Genomic DNA, 21,717 nt, shown 5'->3' with positions numbered 1-21,717 from the left:
CTTTCTCCGTTCATGCACAACCAGGGAGAGGCATGACCCACATGACCGATGAGCAGACGGAGATAGGCGTCAACGCGGCGAAGGTGATGCACCAGCACAGGGTTACGGGCTGGAGCCCGGCTGCTATACGAGCTTTGTGCTGCTGCAGGCACGGGATGCGGTCGAGGCGATTCGGCTGCGCGCGAATCGGTTGAAGGTGTGGAAGAAGGGGACGCTGCTGGCCGAAACGCCAGCGGCCACGGCGCAGTTGCGGCTGCCGCAGCGATCACCGGCAACCAGCTTTATGCCTTCCCGATAGTGGCTTCACTGCCCGCAGAGTCGTTGGCCATATCTTTGGCCAGGTGCGGCAGGTACTCCCGAACCAGCGTCTCCACCATGTCCGCCTGCGCCAGGTCCTTGGCTTTCTTGAGGGGCTCGCGATTGATATCTTTGGAAAGCTGGCGCTTGATCCGGGCAAAGTCCAGTGGATGCACAGTGCGCATGCGCGCCATGGCCCCATTCACGCCGACCACGACCTGATCGAAGCGGGGCACAGACAACAGCTTTTGCCCCATGGAGGCGCGAACAGGCCACAGGTCGCCTTCTTCAGGCGTCAGCTGAAGCGGGTGCTCCGATGTATCCTCCGGGTCCGGCGGAAAGCGGCGGATGAGGTCAATCTCGTAGCCTGAGGCGTTGCGCGCGGTGGAGTTGTCAAGCTCATCACGCTCGAAGGTCTTGTCGACCTTCTTCAGGATGCCCAGGAATGACATCTTGCGGTCCTTCATCACTTCCATAAAGGCCGCCTTCCTGGCGGTGTCGAAAAGCAGGTCAGCGTCCTGAGTAGCCATCACGTCGCTCGGAAGGCGCACGCCCGCGGCGGTCTCGTAGGCAAACAGTGCGTGGGTTCCCACCACAAGAAAGTGTTCGGACACCCCATAGCGCATCATCGCGTTAAGCACCTCGATCAGAATGTCCGGCGTTCTACCCACACGCAGCGCCTTGTTCATGCGCCTGTATTCCTCCGCCTTCCCTCGCAGAGTCTTTAGCCGGGCCTCGACCTCGGTCTTTCTTGTAGTGAACCGCTCGTACTTCAACTCGTTCTCGGGTGAAGCGGGCCCGTGAGACCGCTGCCGTGAGTGAGCCGAGAGCGAGATGAGGTAGCGGCCGCCATCCTGTTCCCGCCAGAACATCGAGCCTCTGTGGCGAATAGCCTCCGCCTCCGCCTGCTCCAGCGCGGAGAAAAGCATCTCGGCATCGATGAGTTGCCGTTTTTGCTGCTCGTTCAGCTCATAAAAGGAATTCACGCGCGTCTTCAATGTAAATATTGATTTGTAAATTTTACCTTGAAGACATTGAACTTCAAGGTAAATCTATGGAATTCTATTTTTACCTTGAAGAAGTCTGGCCGCAGGCGTCAACGTCGCCTTCGGCCACGACTGCGTGATGGACCCCTGGTACGGCGTGTGCTGCGACTACATGCTGGAGGGCTTTCACCTTGAAGCGCATGCCTCTCAAGGCACCGGCAACACGATGTCGACCCGCCCGCCGCCCATAGCGCCGCGTGTGAGCTTCAGTTCCCCCTGGTGGCTGGCCACCAGGTCGCTCACCACTGCCAGACCAACGCCGTGCCCGGGCACGCGCTCGTCCCCCCGCACGTGGAGCCGCAAGGCGGACTCGGTGTCACCGAACCCGGGGCCATCGTCCTCGATGCGGATGCACAAGCGCCCGGCTTCGCGCCACACCCGCACCATGATGCGGCTGCGCGCCCACTTGGCCGCGTTGTCCAGCAGGTTGCCCAGCATCTCGAACAAGTCGCCCTCGTCGATGCGCCAGGCCAGGTCGGGCGGGCACTCGACGCTGAAGTCCAACGCCTTTCCGGCATACACCTTGGCCAGCGCGTCGCGAATGCGCTCCAGGATAGGCGCCACCAGAAGCGGCGGCGCAAAGCGCGCGGCGCCCCCGGCGATGGCGCGCCCCAGCTGGTGCTGCACGATGTCGTCCATGCGGCTCACCTGCTGGTCCACCATTGCTGGCAGTTGGGCCGGCTCGGCCAGGCTGCTGCGCAGCACGGCCAGCGGAGTCTTCAGGCTGTGGGCCAGAAAGCTCAGTGCGTCGCGATGCCGGGCCTGGCGCTCGCGCTCCTGCTGGATCAGGGTGTTCAGGTTGTCCGTGAGGCCCGAGATTTCGGTGGGGTAGCGGCCTTCGATGCGCGATTGCTCGCCCTCTTCGATACGCCGGATCTCGCTGGCCACGTGCCGCAGCGGCGCCAGGCCCCACCGCAACAGCCACAGCTGGGCCAGCAACAACAGCACGGCGGCGCCGCCCAGCCAGAGCCACAGGGTGCGGGTAAAGGCGCCGACCTCGCCGTCGAAGGCCGCGCGGTCTTCCAGCACCGTGAGCACCAGCGGTGCCTCACGCGCGGAGGCCTTCCAGGTGACGGCATAGCTGACCGACAGGAAGGACCCGCCGGCCCCATCCACCGTCTCGTTACGCCATTGACCGGCTTGCAGGCTGCGCCGAAACGGTGGCTGAAGACCCAGGGTCGAGGCCGACTGCCACTGATCCCCCCGCAACACGTTGTAGATACCCGCGTACAGGCCGGAGCCCGGCAGCGAGAGGCGCGGCTCCGCAAACTCGGGCGGCATCACCAGCGCACCGCCGGCATCAAGTTCGGCAGCTGCCAGCAGCAGGTAGATGGTGCTCTGCAGCCGGCCGAAGTGGACGGTGCGCACACTGTCCTCATGGGCACGCTGCACCGCCAGCCCCGCGCCGGCCATGAAGGCCAACAGCACCAGCGCAGCCCCCAGAAGCAGGCGGGCACGAATGGAGTAGCCGGCCTTCATTCGAGGGTGAACCGGTAGCCCCGCCCCCGCACGGTGTCGATGGGGCCAACGCTGCCGTCCGGATCGAGCTTGCGCCGCAGCCGGCCCACCAACACCTCCAGCACGTTGCTGTCGCGGTCTTCCCCGTGCGGGTACAGGTAGTCCGACAGCGCCTGCTTGGTGACGATGGCCGGGCGCTGGCGCACCAGATACTCGAGCAGGCGGTACTCGAACGCCGTGAGCTCCAGCACCTCGCCATTGAGCCGCACCGCCTGCGCCGACAGGTCGATGCTGAGGGGGCCGAGCGTCAGCACGTCAGAGGCAGTCTTGAGCGAGCGCCGCAGCAAGGCCTTGAGCCGCGCCGCCAGCTCCGGGTATTCGAAAGGCTTGACCAGGTAGTCGTCGGCCCCGGCTTCCAGCCCCACAACCTTGTCTTGCCAGCTGCCGCGTGCGGTAAGGATCAGGATGGGTAGGGCACGCCCCTCCTGGCGCAGGCGCTGCACGATGGTCAGCCCGTTCAGCTTGGGCAGCCCCAGGTCGACGATGACCAGGTCGACCGGGTACTCGCGCGCCAGGAACAGGCCCTCTTCGCCGTCCTTGGCCTGATCGACCCGGTAGCCATCGGCCTCCAGCTGGCGGGCCAGTGTGAGCCGCAGCGCGGCATCGTCCTCGATCAGTAACAAGCGCATGGGTTAAAGCTGCCGCAGGCCGGCCCACACTATCGGACCTGGCCGGTGGCGACGTCCACCTGGATCACGCGGACCTCACCAGCCGGCGTGACCACCTTGACGCGCCATACCGGCTGGCCCGAAGACTCGGACTTTTCGACGGACAGCACGCGGCCGCCACTGGCCCGCTGGGCCACCGCGGCCGCGTCGTCGCGGCTCAGGTCGGCCCAGGCCAGGTTGGACGCCACCAACAAGGTGGCGCAGAGCAGTTTGGCAAATGCGTTCATCGGGCGTTCATCGGTTGTAAGCACCATAGTACTCGCGATCGCCACGGTCATCGCGCCTGCCTTGGTATTCGCGTGCGCCGTGGAACTCGCGCCCCACCGGCTCCACCGGCGCCACCGAGACGCGCACGGGCAAGGTGCGGCCCGGGTTCTCGCGGGTCACCGTGCTGTAGACCTGACCGCGGTACTCGTACTCGACCTTGTAGCCCGTGAGGCGGGTCTGCACATCGTTGACGGTGTGGCAATTCTGCACCTGGCGCTGCTGCGGCTGGGATGCCTGCTGGTAGCCACCACCCCAGCCGTTCTGGTTGGCAAAGTGCTCGCCGGCCAGCGCGCCGACCACGGCACCGACCGCGGTGGCGGCTTCGCGGCCGTGGCCCCTGCCGACCTGGTTGCCCAGCAAGGCGCCGGCCACACCGCCAAGCGCCAGCCCGCCGTAATTGCGCGACGCCGCCACGGGTTGCTGCTCGGTCACCCACTGGCTGGTGCACTCGTTGTGCGGCACGGAGACGTTCTCGTACCGCGGTTCGACATTGCGCACGCGGGCAGTGTCGTTGAAGGTCTGGGCCTGGACGCCCGCTGCCAGCAGCGTGGTCAGGCAAAGAATGGCAGAACGTTTCATGAAGAGGCTCCTTGGTTGATATGGAACAAGCTTACAAAGAGGTAGGTGAACGCAAGCTGAACGAAATCGATAAAAGGTTCCTCACGACGCCTACCCAAGCGCCGCGGTATGACCCGCGTGCCTGAGCTGAGTCGTTCTTGCAAGATGGAGTCATGGCAAAGCCTAACCATTGACTCGCCAGCATCTCAATGCGCTGCCGGCTGCTACCTCTAAGACGGGGATCGAGGAATCGCTGAGAATTACAGTCAAAATCGGAAGCAGATTCCAAGATCACGCATCATGAACAACTACATCATGCCAATCGATCGTGCCACCCTCGAAGCAGTCATCAAGGCGTCCGGCGGAGGCGTGAACACAGAGGTATACATTGAGCCGCTTCTGGAAAAACTAAACCAGCTGCAAGCGCATCGCCAATACCAACCGCTTTTAGAGCAACTGCTTCGCGCAAAGAACCCCGGTGACCTGAGAGGTCGTGTGCTGGAAGTCAACTTCGCCCGCGCATTCTTGCAAAAACAGATCAGCTTGGAGTACGGTGCCAAACAAGGCGGTAAGGGAGACATAGATTTCTGCTGGAATACGGAGTTGGGAAAAGTTCATGTGGAGCTCAAACTTCTTGGAGAGCAACAAGCGATCCAGACGGCAGTGCATAGTCAGCTTGCCAGTGGCGGAATCTTCCAAATTAGTCAGGCTGACGATACACAAGATGTCGGCAGGATTCAGCGCGACATCTTCGGCAAGAGCTCTCCCTCGAAATTCAATCCCATAGTGGTCGATGGTTGTATCAATCTAGTGGGCGTTGACGTATCTGAATTGCAGCTTGGCGCAATAGATGAGTGCGACTGCGTGCATGCAGTCGGTGGTGCCAACATGGCACGTTGCCACTTTGATCACGCCTTCATCCGGCCGGCTGTCGTTGGAGCTTTGGAGCCACTACGCGAGCACGGTCCCGACCAAAAGAGTTGGGTCGATCGGTACCACCCGCAACCGGAGCCCGATCCCCATCCGCGTAGCTACATTCATGGCGTTGTGTTTCTTTTCAGGACGCCGTCGGAAAGGGCGGCGCTATCCTATGAGTTGCAAAGCTGCATAGTTTGGAATCCCGGACTGATCGACATCGGCCTGGCAAAGAAGGTCGCCGAAGCGTGGTATGGAGTTCTCTCGGTGCGAACGAATCAGATATCTTCATGGATTGCGGCGACCAATTAATATTCTTTAGTCTGTGCAAGCGCTTAGAAGCGTCGATCTCGCCGCTTGGTGTCGGCGCGCGTCAAGGTAGTTGTCCTGGATTTACCTTGATCGCCAGGCGGCTCATGGTTTGGTGACCAAAAATCCGGACCCGAGGAATGCCCGGTAGACGATACGCGGGCAGTTCCCAAGGCCACAGTGCCCTGGGTCGGTGTGGCGTCCACACCCTACCCTGACCTGCCGCCGGGTCTCTTGCACACCAAGGTGAGGGAGCCGTACCGCTTTTTTCAGCCCGGCTTGCCGGCCCTGCTCAACTCACTTCACGAGTTCCAGGACCTCACCCTTCTTCTTTTTGATCAGCACCACCAGGAACTTGGCGGGCTGGGTGGTGCTGGCATTGCGGCCCACGGTGTGAATGTCGTTGGGGCCTTCATAAAAGGTCTGTCCCGGTGTCAGCGTGACTTCTTTTCCGCCCTTGACCTGCATCACGATGGAGCCTTCAAGCACGTAGATGAAACCGTGTGCGCGGTGGCGGTGTACAGGGTCGGCAGCGCCGGGGGCGTAGTCCACGGTGATGACCAGGCCTTCCTTGCCGGGCAGGTCGGAAAGGTCTTTGGACATGAGCGGCGTGACGCTGACGCCGTCGATGCCGCTGGCCAAGGCTGGCTGGGCGAACAGCGCGCTTGCTGCCAGAAACAGGGGGATGCAGATTTTTTTCATGGATTGACTCTTTAAGTTTGTTGGCGAGACCGGGCCCACGCGCATGCACGCGAGCCCGCTCCCGACGGGGGGTGAATTTCAGATACCGGTTGCGATTAAAAGGATTTCGGTCACTCCAGCGGCTTGCCAGACGGCGGTTGCCGCATGCCCACCGCCATGCGGTTCCAGGCGTTGATCTGCGCGACCGCCCAGGTAAGGTCGACAATCTCCTGCTCGTTGAACTGGCCCTGCAGCGCCGCGAAGGCGGCATCGTGGTCGCCGTGCTCGCCGGCGAGCTGGGTCAGCGTTTCGGCCCAGGCCAGTGCGGCGCGCTCGCGCTCGCTGTAAAAGCCGACTTCGCGCCAGGTCGACAGGCTGTTGATGCGTTGCCAGGTTTCCCCGTGCTTGCGCAGATCGCGCACATGCATATCGACGCAAAAGGCGCAGCCGTTGATTTGCGACACACGGCTTTGCACCAGTTCGATGAGGGGCATGCCAAGCGTGGATTGGCTGGTGATGGCGCCGACGGCAGCCATGGCCTGGTAGGCCTTGGGGGCAATCTGGGTCCAGGGGAGTCGAGCTTCGTTCATGAGGTTTCCTTCGGGTTTAAGTGACTCGGAATTGAGATTCACATACCTACAAGACGGCTGGCGGTGCCGTTTTGTGACACAAACTGCCCTGCCTGCTGAAATTTCAGCGACTTTTTCAGAAAAACGTTTTTTCAGCAGTTCAGGATGCAACCGGCTGCGCGAGCTTGTCGGGGTGCACTGGCAGGGATGCGCACCATGCGTTCGCCGTTGGTCTTAAAAGACTGCACCTTGTGTTCGCTGCCAGCGCCGCGAGATTGCGGACCCATGCGGCCATTGCACATACCGGCAGGAGAGCGTAAAAAGAGGGGGGTTATTCGACTCGCACTTGAGATGGCGTCACTGTCACAAGACGGTGGTGTCAAACGTCTAGGTAGCTATGAACGACGCCACCGACACATTCAACCGCCTCCGCCCTCGCTTGCAGGGTATTGCCTACCGCATGCTGGGCTCCTCGGCCGAAGCCGAAGAAGTCGTCCAGGATGCGTGGCTGCGATGGCACGAGGCTGACCAGGATCACCTGGAGAATACGGAGGCCTGGCTCGTTTCCGTCACCACGCGCCTGGCCATTGACAGACTGCGCACGGCCAAGATCCAGCGCGAGCACTATGTCGGCACATGGCTGCCGGAGCCCCTGCTCTCCGATTCTCCAGTCTCGCCGGAGCAGGTACTGGAGCGAGCCGACGACGTCTCGGTTGCCTTCCTCGCACTGCTGGAGCGCCTTGCTCCCGAGGCCCGTGCGGCCTATTTGCTGCGCGAGGTGTTTGATGCCGACTATGGCGAAGTGGCCGAGGTCCTGGGCAAGACCGAGCCCGCCTGCAGGCAACTTGTTCACCGCGCCAAGGTGCAGTTACAGGACCAGCGGCCGCGGTACACCGTCGCTCGGGAAACCCAACTGCGGTTGCTGCGGGGGTTCGCTGATGCCGCCGTGCGCGGCGAGTTTGCCGCGCTCAAAACCATGCTCGCTGACGACGCGCAGCTGATCGGCGATGGCGGCGGCAAGGTGCCCAGCTTTGGAGTACCGCTGGTGGGCGGGCAGCGCATCGCACAGCTGTATCTCGCCACCAGCCTTCGCTACCCCAACCTGGTGCGATTCGAAGTGGTTGTGCTCAACGGTCAATGGGGCTTGCTGCGCTTCATCGATGGCGCCCTGGAGTCGGCGCAATCGCTCGAAACAGATGGGGAGCGCATCGTGCGCATTCACGCGCAGCGCAACCCGGACAAGCTCGCCCGCATCGCCAAAGCATTGGGTCGCGATCTGAATGTCACAAGTCAGCCCCCTCAAACGTCTTGAGTCTGTGTATCCCAACCATGACTCAAAGGTAAAACCATGAACGAACCCCGCCTCCACTGGACCGAAATCTCTCCCAAGGCCTATCAAGCCATGGCCGGCGTCAACGTCGCCACCGCCAAGTCTTCGCTCGGCCCTGTCCTGATGGAACTCGTGCAGACGCGCGTGTCCCAGCTCAATGGCTGCGCCTTCTGCCTGGACATGCATGCACGCGATCTGCGCAAGCATGGCGAGACTTGGCAGCGCATCAACAGCCTGTCGACCTGGCGCGAAACCGGCCTGTACAGCAAGCGCGAGCGCGCCGCGCTGAACTGGGCCGAAACCACGACCAGGCTGGTCGAGCACCACGGCAGCCGGGATGCCGACTTCGACGCACTGAAGAGCCAGTTCAGTGACCAGGAAATCGTCGAGCTCTGCTGGACGATTGCGCAGATCAACGCCTGGAATCGCATGGCCATCAGCATGCAGATGCCGGTGCTTGAAAAGCCCATCCAATGAGCGCCCACCAAAGACGCTTTCTCGCTCGCTGAACGAGATCCAAGTGATATATACAAGGCATGATGGTTTTCTTCAACGATAGGGACAGCAGATTTTCCCCGCGTTGTCACAACCGGCCATCGTCAAACGTCTTGTTTTGCATGGATGGTTGCAGGTTGTCGCCGTCTTTAATTCTCCCTATGTAATGAAGGACTTCATATGAAAATCGTAATCATCGGAGGCAGCGGCCTCATCGGCAAGAAACTTGCGGCCCTGCTTCGGCAGACCGGGCATGAGGTAGTGGCGGCATCGCCCTCGTCGGGCGTCAACGCGGTGACCGGAGAAGGACTCTCTCAGGCGCTCGCCGGCGCTGAGGTCGTGGTTTGACGTGACGAACTCACCGTCGTTCGAAGACGAAGCGGTGATGAATTTTTTCAAATCGTCGACCCAGAATCTGCTCGCCGCCGAACTCGCCGCGGGCGTGCGCCATCATGTGGCGCTGTCGGTTGTGGGGTCTGAGCGCGTGCCCGAAAGCGGCTACTTCCGTGCCAAGGTGGCCCAGGTGTCCATCATCAAGGGCTCCACGGTGCCGTACACGATTGTCCGGGCCACCCAATTTTTCGAGTTCCTGGCATCCATTGCCTATGTGAGCACCCAGGGCCAGACGGTGCGTGCGTCGTCTGCTCGGTTGCAGCCGATTGCGGCTGATGACGTCGCCGCCGCGCTTGCGAAGGTTGCCACCGAGGCACCGCTCAACGACACCTGTGAAGTCGCAGGGCCCAGTCATTCCGTCTCGACGAGCTGCTGCGACGCACCTTGCAAGCCAGCAAGGACCCGCGGGAAGTCGTAAAGGATGACGACGCGCTGTATTTTGGAACGCGCCTCGGTGACAAGTCCTTGACGCCCGGCGCCCATGTGCGGATCGGCACGACTTCGCTGGAAAACTGGCTGGCAAACGCGACCGCCAAATAGATCGGCATCTTCCCGGCGAGAAAGCCAGCCGCTAAGCTCAACTCCTTCCCAAAATTACCCAACAAGGCAAACCCCATGACAAGCTACTGGCTCATGAAATCCGAACCCGAAGAATGCTCGGTGGACGACGCGCTGGCGGCCCCCAACGCCACGGTGCCTTGGGTCGGCGTGCGCAACTACCAGGCGCGCAACTTCATGCGCGATGGGATGCGGGTTGGCGACGGCGTGCTGTTTTACCACTCCAGTTGTGCCGAGCCGGGCATCGTCGGCATTGCACAGGTGGCGTCTACGCCCTACCCTGACCCGACGCAGTTTGACCCGAAGTCGCCTTACTACGACGCCAAGTCAAAACCCGAGGAACCGCGCTGGCTGCTGGTGGATGTGCAGGTGCTGCGCAAGACGCGCAACCTCACCCTGCCCGAATTGCGCGCCGATGAGGCGCTTCAAGACCTGGTGGTGCTGCGCAAGGGCAACCGGCTGTCGATCACACCGGTCGAGCCGCAGCACTGGCGGGCGATCTCACAACTGCTGGGCAACCCGGAGCGTTGAAGCGAACAGCGCTTGGCCCTCTTTTTCGGGGGTGCGCGAGGACTCAGCCCTAAGCGTGCTTGGCTTCCATCAACTTCACCAACGCCCACAACACCCGGTTCGCCGGCGTGGCAACCCCAAGCGCCTCCCCGCGCCGCACGATCAAGCCATTGAGGTAATCGATCTCAGTTCGCTTGCCGCGCGCCAGGTCTTGGGCGGTGGATGCGTACTGATTGGGCATGCTGCCGGCGAGCTTGTCCACGGCCGCATGCACGTCGCCCGCCACCTGCACGCCTTCGGCCTGGGCCACGGCCAGGCATTCGGCCACCACGTCGCGCATCACGTCTTTCACGCCCTCGCCCTGCACCGTCTTGCCATACGGCAGCTGGGCGATGGCCGAGACGGCGTTGTAGGCGCAGTTGAGGATGAGCTTGGCCCACAGCGCGCCGCGCACATTGTTGGAGACCTCGGTGGGCACGCCGACGGCGATCAGGGCTTGCGCCACGGCCTCGCTGGCGCTGGAAGGCTCGATCACCAGGTCGCCGCGTCCATGGTGTTTGAGGTGACCGGGGCCGGCCATCTCGGTGGCGACGTACACCACGGCGGCGGCCACCGCGATTTCGGGGAGCACCGCGCGCAGCCGGTCGGCGTTGTCCACGCCGTTTTGCAGGCACAGCACCAGGGCGTCGGCCGGCAGGTGCGGCCGTATCTGGGCGCCGGCCGATTCGGTGTCGGTGGATTTGACGCAGAAGAGGACGAGCTTGGCGCCCTGCACGGCGCTGGGCTCGGTGCTGGCGGCCAGGCGCACGTGTTCGTCAAAGGTCGTGGTTTCCATGCGCAGGCCGTCGCGTGCTATGGCCTCTACATGCTGGGGCCGGGCGATCAGCACCACCTCGTGCCCGGCGCGCGCCAGCATGCCGCCGAAATAGCAGCCCACGGCGCCCGCGCCCATCACGGCGACCTTGATGCGTTTGTCATTGGGCGGGAGGCTGGTCATGGGGGGCTTTCAGGGTGCAAAGAGGGAGAAACATGATAGCCCTTCGCGGCAAGACGGTTTGACATAGCAGCCGGCGATACGGTGCTGATATTTGGATAAAATAGGCCTTCCGCCCATGCAGGATGAGCGCAGACAGCTATCAATTTAATAGCAAATCAGCCACGCCGCTTATCCGCCTCACAGGCGAACCACCAAGCCATGACCTTCCTGACTGCCGCCCTCTACAAATTCGTCGAACTCCCCGACTTCGCCGAGCTCCAGCCGCCGCTGCTGGCCTTTTGCGAGGCCCATGGCGTCAAGGGCACGCTGCTGCTGGCACCTGAAGGCATCAACGGCACGATTGCCGGCCCGGAAGATGGCGTGCGTGCGGTGCTGGCGTATTTGCGCAGCGATGCGCGCCTGGCGGCGCTGGAGCACAAGGAGGCCTGGGCAGACCACCTGCCGTTTTACCGGATGAAGGTCCGCCTCAAACGCGAGATCGTGACCATGGGTGTGCCCGAGGTGCATCCGGCCCTCATGGCCGGCCAGTACGTCAAGCCGCAAGACTGGAACCAGCTGATCGCAGACCCCAACGTCGTGCTGATCGACACACGCAACGATTACGAAGTCTCCATCGGCACCTTCAAGGGCGCCATCAACCCCGCCACCCACAGCTTTTCAGAGCTGCCGGGCTGGGTAGAGCAGCAAATGGCCGAAGGCGGCAAGCTCGCCACCACCGACGGCAAAAAGCCCCGCGTCGCCATGTTCTGCACCGGCGGCATACGCTGCGAAAAGTCGACGGCGCTGATGCGCAGCAAAGGCTTTGACGAGGTTTACCACCTCGAAGGCGGCATCCTCAAATACCTGGAAACCGTACCGCAGGCGCAAAGCAGTTGGGAAGGCGAATGCTTTGTCTTTGACGAACGCGTCTCGGTCGGCCATGGCCTCAAGCCCGGCGACTTCACGCTGTGCCGCTCTTGCCGCGACCCACTGAGCGACCAAGACCGCCAGTCGCCGCTGTACGAGCTGGGCGTGAGTTGCGCGCGCTGCCACGACCGCACCACCAAAGAACAAAAACGCGGCTACCGCGAGCGCCAGCGCCAGGTTGAACTGGCCCAAGCGCGCCAGCAAGCTCATATTGGCGTGCGCCAGCCGGGCTCTACCTGAAGGCCCCGTGTCACATGAAGTGGTGGCCCGGATGACACCAAGCCTGCCTGTCCTGTATTCCTTTCGCCGCTGCCCCTACGCCATGCGCGCACGGCTGGCGCTGGCCGTCAGCGGCCAGCGCTGCGAATTGCGCGAAGTCACGTTGCGCGACAAACCGCCCGAAATGCTGGCCGCTTCGCCCAAGGGGACGGTGCCGGTGCTGGTCTTGCCGGACGGGCAAGTGATTGATGAAAGCCTGGACATCATGCTGTGGGCACTGGGGCAAAACGACCCAGAGCATTGGCTCGTACCTCAACACGGTTCCATGGCGGACATGCAGGCGCTGATCAGCCAGAACGATGATGAATTCAAGCAGCACCTGGACCGCTACAAATACCCCAACCGTTACCCGCAAGAGTCGGCCGGCGACGCGCAAAGCTTTGCACAAGCGCACCGCGCTGACGGCGCACGCTGGCTGAGCGGGATGGAGCGCATGTTGAGCGATGGATGGCTGTTTGGCCCTAACGCCAGCCTGGCGGACATGGCCCTGCTGCCCTTTGTGCGGCAGTTTGCCCACACAGACAAGGCGTGGTTCGCAGCGCAGCCCTGGCCGCGGCTGCAGGCCTGGCTGGCGGGGTTTGAGGCGAGCACCCTTTATCAAAGCGTGATGGAGAAACATGCGCCCTGGCGGGTTGCGCCTGAATGACGCTATTACTTTAATAGCAACTTACCTATATATTCATTGGGCCAAAGGTCTATTTGACCCCAAAGAAACAGGGTGCTGATTGGGGGAAGACAAATACCGAAGCGGGAACGGCCCTCATCCCAGCCTTCTCCCAGAGGGAGAAGGAGCAAGAAGGGGCACTCTTCAACTCTTGCAACTCTTGCAACTCTTGCAACTCTTGCAACTCTTGCAAAAAAGTTGGTTATAGGGCTTGGTTGTATGGTGTTGTGCGAATTACACCCTCTCCCCCTGGGAGAGGGCTGGGGTGAGGGCTGAACCCGAGTCCGGCCATCAATTGCGACAAACCAGCGCAGGCTACAGTTCCGGCGCAATCGCCTCGGCGTAGTCGTACAGTGCACTCAGAATCGCCTGGCCACGCTCGTCGGCCGTTTCTGAAAGCGTGTCGATCTCGGCAAACAGCGCATCTACGTTGCGCGCCCCGCCCTCGCCTTCGAGCAAGCGCGCAACTCGATGCGCCTCCCAGCGTTCGAGCTCTTCCGGGTTCAGGGTTTCAACAAAATTACGGGCGCGGTAGCGAAACAGCAGCTCTTCCAGCCGGTCGTCGTCAAAGCCTGTGCGGGTGTGCGCCAGTTCGGCGGCGGACAGTTCGCGCAACTGGTTCAGGCGCCGGCGATCCCCATTGCCGATAAAGCCGCCGTACAGGTCCTCGTCCACATCCGGCGCCGCTTCTTTCGGGCGCTGAAAAACCTCGGGCCAGATCGCGCTCATGTCGGGCAGGCCAGCGGCGATTTCGGCGTGGCGCAGCGCGGCTTGCATATCCACACCCCACTTCGCCGCCATCTCGGGCGTGAGCGTTTGCAGCTTGCGCGCCACCATGGGCGACTTGTTGAGGTGCACGGACTTGAGCGGCAGGCGGCTCACGCCTTCGGGCAGATCGGCTGACTTGGTGAACAGGCGCTGGCGCAGCGTGGCCACGTCCAGCAGCGGCAGCTCGCTCGGGTCGTGGGCCAGGTCCCAGGCCAGTAGTTCGTTCTTGTTGGTGGGGTGCGTGGCCAGCGGAAACATCACGGCCAGGCAGCCGTGCTCGGGCGCGAACATGCCGGATACATGCAGAAACGGCCGCGCCGTCTGGGGGCTGGCGGGCAAACCCAGCTCGGCCGCCACGCGGTCTTTTTTGTGCAGGCTTAAGGCAAAGTCGAAGAGCCTGGGCTGGGCTGTGCGAATCAGCCGCGCCAGGGCAATGGTGGCGCGCACGTCAGACAGCGCATCGTGCGCGGCTTCGTGCAGCAGGCCGTTGGCACGCGCCAGGTCTTCGAGCTTGAAGCTGGGCTTGCCGTCTTCCTTGGCCGGCCAATTGATGCCGCCCGGCCGCAGCGCATAGGCCATGCGCACCACGTCCAGCAAATCCCAGCGGCCGCAGTCGTTCTGCCACTCGCGTGCGTACGGGTCGATCAGGTTGCGCCAGAACATGAAGCGCGTCACCTCGTCGTCAAAGCGTATGGTGTTGTAGCCCACGCCTATGGTGCCGGGCTCGGCCAGCGCCTGCTCAATCTGTGCGGCAAACGCGTGCTCGGCCATGCCGCGCTCCAGGCACAGCTGCGGCGTGATGCCGGTGACCAGGCACGACGCCGGGTCGGGCAAATAGTCGTTGGCGGGCTTGCAGTACAGCATCAAGGGCTCGCCCACTTCGTTCAGCTCGGCGTCGGTGCGAATCCCGGCAAACTGCGCAGGCCGGTCGCGGCGCGGGTTGAGGCCAAAGGTTTCGTAGTCGTGCCAGAGAAAGGTGTGGGGTGCCATGGCTTGGATTTGAACGTTTTTTTAAGAGAAGAATAGCCTCCTGCCCAATGAATCCGGGCGCAAGCAGCTACTGTATTTATAGCGCATAAAAAAAGGCCGATAGCGTGATGCTACCGGCCTTTTGGGGCTGCGCTGAAAAATCCGCGTTCAGCCCCACCTCCAACCGCCCTCCCCGGTCGCGGCGGAAATCGCGTCGGCGGACAGGATGGCTGCCTGCGCGTCACTACCCTCCAGCCACGCGGCGACGGCCCGACCCTTCAGGTCATGGCCGAGCACCAGCCGCAACTGCACGCCACCGGACAGCTGGGCGGTGGCTGTCGTGGTGGCGGCAAACGGCAATCGTGTCTGGAGCGCTTTCGCAAGCGCATCCTGTCCGGTCCCGAACTGGATATCGGTTTTTATCTGGCGGTATGGCCGGGCATTGGTCAGCCGCGCGGTGATGACCCCGGTGCTCGCCAGCCGGCCCGCCGTGCGACGGGCCAGGTTGGTGATGCCCACGCCGTTGGACACCTCGAGCCGAACGCCACGCAGCGTATCGCGCAAAGCCCCGGCCCCCGCCCCGGTTGGTAACGGCGTTTGCTGCACGGCTGCCACCGGCTGCAGGGGGGCCGCACTCGCCACGGTCACCCCTTTCGCGCTGGGTTTCTCGCCAGCCGGCTGACGTTGAGCGGGCGGCGCTGTCTGGGCCGCAGCCTGAAGCGTTTGGCCCGGTTGGATTGCCTGGACTGCTTTCGCCTGCTGCACCGCCTGCCCCTGCCGCGACGTGCTCGCCTGCAACTCATAGATCTGGGGCGCCACGGTCACCAGGCGGGCGCCGGGAGGGAGCACCTGCCCGATGTCCGCTGGCACGGCCGGAGTTTCGGCCACAGCTTGCGTTGCGGCAGCCTGCTGCCTCGCCTGCGCCAGCAAGGCCAGGTTTTGCTGCGTCTGCGTGTTCTCGGGGCTCAGTTGCTGAGCGCGCGCAAGCGCAAGCCCGGCCTCGTCCAGCAGGTCGGCACGCAGCAAGGCGTAGCCGGCGTTGTTGTACAAGTACGCGGCCTCGGGCGCCAGCGCGATGGCGCGGGCAAACAGGTCCAATGCCGTGCCCGTGCGCCCCTCCTGCGCATGAATCACGCCCAGCGCATTGAGCGCGCCCACATGCCGGGGCTCCATCCGCAGCACCTGCTCGTAGTGCACGCTCGCCTGCTCCAATTGGCCAAGGCCATGCACCGCCCGGCCCTGCGCGTAAATCGCCTCCACCGGAAACGCATCGGAGGGCAAGACCGGCGCCCCGGCTATACGCACCGGCACGCCATTCTTCGAGGTCTGCCACTTCGCGCCCGTCACGGAGCTGGCAGTCGGCGACCTGGCCATCTGGGCGCAGGCCATCAGAGTGCCCAACACCGACACGGTTGCGACTGTGTTGAATATAAGGTTCATGGCGTTTTCTCCCGATACAAGGTTCACCACTGGGTTAGCGAGAACCACCCAACATGGGCAGCAGCGTGCGGTAAATGCTGATCATGGCGGGGCCCATCAGCACCAGCATCAACGAAGGAAAGATAAAGAAAATCAACGGAAACAGCAGTTTCAGCGGAATTTTTGCCGCCATCTCCTCGGCGCGCAGCCGCCTGTGGGTGCGCATGGTCTCGGCCTGAATGCGCAGTGCGTCGGCCACGTTGGTGCCAAACCGGTCGGACTGCACCAGCATCGCCACGAAGGACGAAATATCGTCCACCCCGCTGCGCAACGCAAAATTGCGCAGCGCACGCTCGCGCTTCACGCCCATCCGCAGCTCCAGCGCCACCAGGTTCAGCTCGTCGGCCAATGCCTGGCTGCGCAGGCCGATCTCGCTGGCCGCGCGGTTCATCGCCGCGTCCAGTCCCAGGCCCGCCTCCACGCACACCAGCATCAGGTCCAGCGCGTCCGGCAGGGCTTCCGTCAGTTCGCGCTGACGGCGGCGCATGAGATTGGTCAGCACCATGTTCGGCAGGTAGTAGCCGATGGACGCCAGCAGCAGCAGGATCAGCACATTGGTGTTCAGCGTCAACGCCCCCCCCAAAGTGATGCCCTGGAACACCACGAACAAGCCGGGCAGCAGCAGCGCCAGCACCGTCTTGGCAGCAAAGAAAATGACCGGCCAGCTGGCTTCGCGCAGTCCGGCCTGCATGAATCGCACCCGCAGGCTGGAGGCCTCCCAACCCTCCTTGGGCGCAGACAGTTTGGCCATCGGGCCCACCACCTTGACCACCTTGGCCAGCCACTCGCTGGTGCCCGTGATGCTCTTTTCGGTCTCGCCCTCGTCCAGCTGGCTCAGCCGCTGCTCGACGACCTCGCGCCGGCTCAGCCATCTCGCCACCCCCAGAGCCACCCCGGTCACGGACAGAAACACCAGCGCAAGAATGATGAATTGCATGTCCATGGGACCTCCTTAAACGCGAATTTTGACGATCCGCCACATCGCAAAAATCCCGATCACCATCAGCGTCAGCACGGCGATCACGAGGCGAATGCCCATCGGATCGGTGAACAGCACGGACAGGTATTTCGGGTTGAGGAACTGGATCGCCGCGGCCAGGCAAAACGGCAGCACGGTCAGAATCCGTGCCGACAGCTTGCCTTCGGCCGCCAGCACGCGCACCTTGGCAAACAGCTTGAACCGCTCGCGCACCAGTTCGGCGAGCTTGTCAAGCAGCTCGGCCAGGTTGCCGCCGGTTTCGCGTTGGATGATCACCGCCATCACGAAGTAGCGCATGTCGGCGCTCACCACCCGGGCCGTCAGGTTGTTCAGTGCGTTGTCAACGGAAATGCCGAACCCGATCTCGTCGGACGTGATCTTGAACTCACCGGCAATCGGCTCCGGCGCCTCGTTCCCCACCATCGCCAATGCCGACGGGAAGGCATGGCCCGCCCGCAGCGCCCGGCTGATCAGGTCCATCGCGTCGGGCAGCTGCGCCTCTATCATCTGCAGCCGCTTCTCGCGCTTGTACAGCAGCCGCATGCCCGGAGCCGCCGTCAGCGCTGCCGCCGCGAGCACCGTCAGCGGCCACGGCCAGCGCAGCAGCAAGCCCACCATCAACACCCCCAGGCCGCACAGCAGGGATACGGTGATCAGGTGCATCACCGTGCTGCCAGTGCCCGATTGCTCCAGCAGGCGGTCCAACTGGTGGGCGCGCGGCATCTTCAGCAGCAGCTTCTGCAGCACGGGCGAGTGGCTCATCACCCGCTGCTTGAGCAGCTGCGATTCGCCCGCCTCATGACCACCCGCCGAAATCGCACGCAGCCGCTGCTCCACCCGGCGCACCTCCGGACTCTTGCTGTCGTTCCAGTAGACAAAGGAGCCTTCGAGCAGCAGCACCACCGCAAGGAAGGCGAGGATCACAAAGAGTGAAAAAACGGGGTTCATGATGCTACTCGTAAATTAAGGAGGGGTCGAACGTGTCGTCCGCCACGCTCAGGCCGTAGGCCTTCAGACGGTCCATGAATTTCGGGCGCACCCCCAACGCCCGGAAGTGTCCCTTCACCGTGCCGTCCGCATCGATGCCGGTCTGTTTGAAGTGATAGATTTCCTGCATGGTGATGATGTCCCCCTCCATGCCCGTGATCTCCTGCAGGCTGATCAGCTTGCGGCTACCGTCGTTCAGGCGGGCGATCTGGATCACCGCATCGATGGCCGAGCTGACCTGCTGGCGCATCGCCTCCTGCGGAATGACCGCGCCGCCATAGCCCGCCATGTTTTCCAGGCGGGTCAGCGCGTCGCGCGGCGAGTTGGCGTGCACCGTCGCCATGGAGCCTTCATGACCCGTGTTCATGGCCTGCAGCATGTCCAGTACCTCGGCGCCGCGCACCTCGCCCAGAATGATGCGGTCCGGCCGCATCCGCAGGCTGTTGCGCATCAACGCCCGCTGGCTCACCTCGCCCTTGTCTTCGATGTTTGGCGGCCGCGTTTCCAGCCGCACCACATGCGGCTGCTGCAATTGCAGTTCGGCCGCGTCCTCTATCGTCACGATGCGCTCGTCGGGCGGGATCGAACTGGACAGCACGTTCAGCAGCGTCGTCTTGCCGGTGCCCGTGCCGCCCGAGATCAGCACGTTGACCTTGGCCCGCACCATGGCCGACAGCAGCTTTGCCAGTGCCGGCGTGAGCGAGCGTTTGGCTATCAGGTCGTCCATCTTCAGTGGCACCACGGCAAAGCGGCGGATCGACAGCAGCGGCCCGTCCAGCGCCAGCGGCGCAATGATCGCGTTCACGCGCGAACCGTCCGGCAGCCGTGCGTCCACCATCGGGCTCGATTCATCGACCCGCCGCCCCACCCTGGAGACGATCTTGTCGATGATCTTCATCAGGTGCTCATCGTCGGAGAAAGTGATGCTCGTCTTCTCCAGCTTGCCGTACCGCTCCACATACACCTGCGTCGGGCCATTGACCAGAATGTCCGACACCGTCGGGTCGGCCAGCAGCGCCTCCAGCGGCCCCAGGCCCATCACCTCGTCCTGAATGTCCTGGACGATATGCCGGCGTTCCATGGCGTTCAGCGCCGTGCCGTTCTCCTGCAGCAGCCGCTCCACCAGCTGGCCCAGCTCCTTGCGCAGACGCTCGGGCTTCATCGCCCCCATGACTTCCAGGTCGATGCGGCCCAGCAGCTGGTTGTGCAGTGTTTCCTTCAAGGCGTGGTATTCGCCGGACATGGCAGCAGGCATGGCGCCGTTCAGTCCTTTCCTCAAGTCGGACCCGAACGAGCTGTCCTCCTGCAATTGTGGTCTCAAGTTCATGAAGCTCATGATGCGTTACTCCTGGAAAGGGTTATTGATTCAAACAAGGTCATGCCGGACTGGTGGGACAACACCTTGAACCAGTGTTTGCCCGGTTTCGTCATCACCGGGGAAAGCTCTCGCGCCCATTCCTGCAGCGCCCTCGCCACCAGATCGCGCGGGGCCAGCCGGATCAGCGGCACGCCCTGGTTCACCGACGCGGCCACAGCTGCCTCGCTGTTGGGCAGCGTGCGCTTGACCGGCATATTTGCCGCGTACACCAGCTCTTCCAGGCGAATCGCGCCGCCCTTGTCGAGACGGTTCACCACCACGCTGAGCTTGCTGGCATAACCCAGCCCCTGGAACACCGTTGACAGGCGCTTGAGCCCCTGAATCGCCGGCAGCGACAACTGCACGGCCATGTAGATCCGGTCCGCCAAATCCAGCGCCTTCACGGCCATCGGATTCAGTGTGCGGCTCATGTCCAGCATCACGAAGTCGTATTCCATGCGGGCCAGCAAAATGAGGGCTTCCAGCGCGTCCGGCGTCACCGCGTCAAGCTGGCCGGGCAAATCCGGTGCGGGCAGGATATGTACACCGCCCTGCGTGCGCAGCACGCTCGACGCCAGCAGCGTGGCGTCCAGCCGGCGCGCCTGCAGCACCATGTCCACCACACTGGCGGTCGGCTTGCGGTTCGCGACATACAGCGCCGCGTCGCCAAAATAGAGGTTCAAGTCAATCACCAGCACCCGCTTGTCCAGCTCGGCCAGGGCCTCGGCCAGGTTCGTGGCAAGGAATGTGGCCCCAGCGCCACCCTTCACCGGCACGAACGCCAGCACCATGCTGCCGGCGCCCGGAAAACGCGAGGAGATGGACTTACTCTCCTGCACATAGTCCACGGCCCGCTGCACCGTGTCCACGGTGACCGGCGCCGGCAGGACGTCGCGCACACCGGCGCGCATGGCACTCTTGAGGAAGGGCAACGACAGATCAGGGCTGACCAGCAGCACCGGCGTGCCCGATACCTGCAGCGTGGCAGCCTCGATCTGTTCCAGCGCCTGCTCGTCAGCCACCGGAAAATCCAGCAGCACCACATCGGCCCACTCTTTTTGAAGAACCGCCAGCAGCGTGCGCGCCGAGCCGACGTGGGCCGTGAACTCCACACCCGGCATGCCCGGTGCCTGTGCGAGCAATTCGTCACACACCTTTTTGCTGCTGCAGATGAAGGTAACTCGGGTGGTCATGGCGTTTTCGCTTGTCAGGTAAGGGTCATGGGTGGTGGGTCAGGAGGTGGGACACACAGGGTTGCCGGCGCTGTTCATCAGCTCACGCGGCAGGCTGGTGGGGAAATCGGGAATCGGCAGCGCCGTGCCCATGAAGGGGATCAGCGGGGTGAACGTGGCCCCGTTAATTCTTACGGTCACGGTCTTGCATGTGCTGGCGTCACAGCCCGCCGGCACGTAGTCAATCACCATATTCGCCACCGGCACGCCACCGGCTATGTTGTGCATGCGGTTTTTGATGAAACCGGCATCCGCGATGCTGCACACCACGGCCAGCCGCGCCCCCAGGCGCGTGGCCTCGTTGGCGGCGTTCAGTGTGAAGAGCCAGCGGCCGAATTCCATGATGCCTATCAACACGGTGAAGAAAAGCAGGGCCACCAGGGCAAACTCGATAATCGCGGCGCCGGCCTGGGTGCGTGGCCCGGTGCGCCGGCCCGGGCTGCGGGCTTGAACATGTTGAAGATTGGCGGGCATGGTCATCTCCTTTAGTTCGTGCTGGAGGCCATGGTGATGCTGATCGGTCCGAAGTCCATGCTCATGACCGCCCAGGGAATGAGCGAGGCGAAATTGAACGGCGTACTGGCGCCAACTGTGACCGAGACCAGGTTGGTCGTGCCTTGCCCGGTGGGCACATTGTTGTGGGTCGCCGGGCAGGCCACCGGGTCGCAAACCGAAATCATCGCCAGGCTCAGGCCCGGGACAAGCGCGGGCTGGCCCGTACAGTCATTGGCGCCGCACAGCGCCAGTGACCTGGCCTTCAGCCGGATGGAGTCCGCGGTTTCCCCGAGCGGCGGGCTGGCCAGACTCTGCTGCGACAGGTAGCGTGCCGCGCCGCGGGTGGCCTTGGCCAGGCCGTCGTAATAGTAGAGGGCACGCCCCAGCTCGGTGATACCAAAGCACAGCAGCAGCATCGGCATCAGCACCACCGCCATCTCAATGGCCGCCACCCCTTTTTGCATCTCTTTTTGTTTAAGCACTTGCATGAT

Annotated in this window: 22 protein-coding genes and 2 pseudogenes; 8 read left to right on the top strand and 16 right to left on the bottom strand. The window is 63.1% G+C overall.

Annotation, left to right across the window (positions count from 1 at the left end):
• Positions 1 to 74 precede the first annotated feature (74 nt).
• Positions 75 to 298, top strand: a pseudogene (locus V6M61_RS17005) (cytosine deaminase); the annotation flags it as partial.
• Here the strand turns inward: V6M61_RS17005 and V6M61_RS17000 are convergent.
• The 5 genes from V6M61_RS17000 to V6M61_RS16980 all read right to left on the bottom strand — a co-directional run bounded on the left by V6M61_RS17000 (position 282) and on the right by V6M61_RS16980 (position 4,375).
• Positions 282 to 1,283, bottom strand: coding sequence for a nucleotidyltransferase family protein (locus tag V6M61_RS17000; protein WP_332777767.1), 1,002 nt, complete (start codon positions 1,281 to 1,283; stop codon positions 282 to 284). The pseudogene V6M61_RS17005 and the gene V6M61_RS17000 sit on opposite strands and share 17 nt — an antisense overlap.
• A gap of 207 nt (positions 1,284 to 1,490) precedes the next feature.
• A complete protein-coding gene (locus tag V6M61_RS16995; RefSeq protein WP_332777766.1) occupies positions 1,491 to 2,822 on the bottom strand; it encodes an ATP-binding protein in 1,332 nt (443 codons plus the stop codon).
• Positions 2,819 to 3,490: a response regulator transcription factor gene (locus V6M61_RS16990; protein WP_332777765.1), complete on the bottom strand. Its 672-nt coding sequence runs from the start codon at positions 3,488 to 3,490 to the stop codon at positions 2,819 to 2,821. The genes V6M61_RS16995 and V6M61_RS16990 overlap by 4 nt, the downstream gene beginning before the upstream one ends.
• A 29-nt stretch (positions 3,491 to 3,519) precedes the next feature.
• A complete protein-coding gene (locus V6M61_RS16985) occupies positions 3,520 to 3,756 on the bottom strand; it encodes a PepSY domain-containing protein (protein WP_332777763.1) in 237 nt (78 codons plus the stop codon).
• 7 nt (positions 3,757 to 3,763) lie between these two features.
• The gene (locus tag V6M61_RS16980) at positions 3,764 to 4,375 is read right to left on the bottom strand and encodes a glycine zipper 2TM domain-containing protein (protein ID WP_332777762.1); all 612 of its coding nucleotides are present in this window, start codon (positions 4,373 to 4,375) and stop codon (positions 3,764 to 3,766) included.
• A gap of 279 nt (positions 4,376 to 4,654) precedes the next feature.
• Between V6M61_RS16980 and V6M61_RS16975 the strand changes: the two genes are divergently transcribed.
• A complete protein-coding gene (locus tag V6M61_RS16975) occupies positions 4,655 to 5,581 on the top strand; it encodes a hypothetical protein (protein WP_332777761.1) in 927 nt (308 codons plus the stop codon).
• Between the two features lie 294 nt (positions 5,582 to 5,875).
• Here V6M61_RS16975 and V6M61_RS16970 read toward each other — a convergent pair whose 3' ends face one another.
• Both V6M61_RS16970 and V6M61_RS16965 read right to left on the bottom strand, forming a co-directional pair.
• The gene (locus tag V6M61_RS16970) at positions 5,876 to 6,280 is read right to left on the bottom strand and encodes a cupin domain-containing protein (protein WP_332777760.1); all 405 of its coding nucleotides are present in this window, start codon (positions 6,278 to 6,280) and stop codon (positions 5,876 to 5,878) included.
• Between the two features lie 110 nt (positions 6,281 to 6,390).
• On the bottom strand, positions 6,391 to 6,849 hold the full coding sequence (locus V6M61_RS16965; protein WP_332777759.1) for a carboxymuconolactone decarboxylase family protein: 459 nt from the start codon (positions 6,847 to 6,849) through the stop codon (positions 6,391 to 6,393).
• Positions 6,850 to 7,225: 376 nt separating this feature from the next.
• Here V6M61_RS16965 and V6M61_RS16960 point away from each other — a divergent pair, with 376 nt between their 5' ends.
• The 4 genes and pseudogenes from V6M61_RS16960 (at position 7,226) to V6M61_RS16945 (ending at position 10,135) form a co-directional block, all read left to right on the top strand.
• Positions 7,226 to 8,140, top strand: a complete 915-nt coding sequence (locus tag V6M61_RS16960) for an RNA polymerase sigma-70 factor (RefSeq protein ID WP_332777758.1) — start codon at positions 7,226 to 7,228, stop codon at positions 8,138 to 8,140.
• A gap of 36 nt (positions 8,141 to 8,176) precedes the next feature.
• Positions 8,177 to 8,635 carry a carboxymuconolactone decarboxylase family protein gene (locus tag V6M61_RS16955; RefSeq protein ID WP_332777757.1) on the top strand — a complete coding sequence of 153 codons (459 nt, stop codon included), beginning with the start codon at positions 8,177 to 8,179 and terminating at the stop codon, positions 8,633 to 8,635.
• Between the two features lie 198 nt (positions 8,636 to 8,833).
• Positions 8,834 to 9,586 (top strand): annotated as a pseudogene (locus tag V6M61_RS16950) (SDR family oxidoreductase).
• Between the two features lie 75 nt (positions 9,587 to 9,661).
• On the top strand, positions 9,662 to 10,135 hold the full coding sequence (locus tag V6M61_RS16945; RefSeq protein WP_332777756.1) for an EVE domain-containing protein: 474 nt from the start codon (positions 9,662 to 9,664) through the stop codon (positions 10,133 to 10,135).
• Positions 10,136 to 10,184: 49 nt separating this feature from the next.
• On the opposite strand, the gene V6M61_RS16940 is transcribed toward V6M61_RS16945, so the two are convergent.
• Complete coding sequence (locus V6M61_RS16940; RefSeq protein ID WP_332777846.1) at positions 10,185 to 11,081, bottom strand: ketopantoate reductase family protein; 897 nt, start codon at positions 11,079 to 11,081, stop codon at positions 10,185 to 10,187.
• Positions 11,082 to 11,309: 228 nt separating this feature from the next.
• On the opposite strand from V6M61_RS16940, the gene trhO reads away from it, so the two are divergent.
• Positions 11,310 to 12,257 (top strand): oxygen-dependent tRNA uridine(34) hydroxylase TrhO, encoded by a 948-nt coding sequence (gene trhO / locus V6M61_RS16935; protein ID WP_332777755.1) that lies wholly within the window; start codon positions 11,310 to 11,312, stop codon positions 12,255 to 12,257.
• A gap of 31 nt (positions 12,258 to 12,288) precedes the next feature.
• Positions 12,289 to 12,942, top strand: coding sequence for a glutathione S-transferase (locus tag V6M61_RS16930; RefSeq protein WP_332777845.1), 654 nt, complete (start codon positions 12,289 to 12,291; stop codon positions 12,940 to 12,942).
• Between the two features lie 333 nt (positions 12,943 to 13,275).
• Here the strand turns inward: V6M61_RS16930 and sbcB are convergent, their stop codons facing one another.
• The 8 genes from sbcB to V6M61_RS16890 form a co-directional block, all read right to left on the bottom strand.
• Entirely contained in the window at positions 13,276 to 14,718 is a 1,443-nt protein-coding gene (sbcB, locus tag V6M61_RS16925; protein ID WP_332777754.1) for an exodeoxyribonuclease I, read from the bottom strand.
• Between the two features lie 147 nt (positions 14,719 to 14,865).
• Positions 14,866 to 16,137 carry a LytR C-terminal domain-containing protein gene (locus V6M61_RS16920; RefSeq protein ID WP_332777753.1) on the bottom strand — a complete coding sequence of 424 codons (1,272 nt, stop codon included), beginning with the start codon at positions 16,135 to 16,137 and terminating at the stop codon, positions 14,866 to 14,868.
• Between the two features lie 34 nt (positions 16,138 to 16,171).
• Positions 16,172 to 17,119: a type II secretion system F family protein gene (locus tag V6M61_RS16915; protein WP_332777752.1), complete on the bottom strand. Its 948-nt coding sequence runs from the start codon at positions 17,117 to 17,119 to the stop codon at positions 16,172 to 16,174.
• Positions 17,120 to 17,128: 9 nt separating this feature from the next.
• Positions 17,129 to 18,103 (bottom strand): type II secretion system F family protein, encoded by a 975-nt coding sequence (locus V6M61_RS16910; RefSeq protein ID WP_332777751.1) that lies wholly within the window; start codon positions 18,101 to 18,103, stop codon positions 17,129 to 17,131.
• A gap of 4 nt (positions 18,104 to 18,107) precedes the next feature.
• Entirely contained in the window at positions 18,108 to 19,469 is a 1,362-nt protein-coding gene (locus V6M61_RS16905; RefSeq protein ID WP_442957799.1) for a CpaF family protein, read from the bottom strand.
• 5 nt (positions 19,470 to 19,474) lie between these two features.
• Positions 19,475 to 20,692 (bottom strand): AAA family ATPase, encoded by a 1,218-nt coding sequence (locus tag V6M61_RS16900; RefSeq protein WP_332777750.1) that lies wholly within the window; start codon positions 20,690 to 20,692, stop codon positions 19,475 to 19,477.
• Positions 20,693 to 20,731: 39 nt separating this feature from the next.
• Complete coding sequence (locus V6M61_RS16895; RefSeq protein ID WP_332777749.1) at positions 20,732 to 21,205, bottom strand: TadE/TadG family type IV pilus assembly protein; 474 nt, start codon at positions 21,203 to 21,205, stop codon at positions 20,732 to 20,734.
• A gap of 11 nt (positions 21,206 to 21,216) precedes the next feature.
• Complete coding sequence (locus V6M61_RS16890) at positions 21,217 to 21,714, bottom strand: TadE/TadG family type IV pilus assembly protein (RefSeq protein ID WP_332777748.1); 498 nt, start codon at positions 21,712 to 21,714, stop codon at positions 21,217 to 21,219.
• Between the last annotated feature and the right edge of the window lie 3 nt (positions 21,715 to 21,717).

Source organism: Polaromonas sp. (genome assembly GCF_036676035.1).
Taxonomy (GTDB): domain Bacteria; phylum Pseudomonadota; class Gammaproteobacteria; order Burkholderiales; family Burkholderiaceae_C; genus Polaromonas.
Note: the sequence above shows the minus strand (reverse complement) of the source record. Positions and strands in the feature narration are given on the sequence as shown.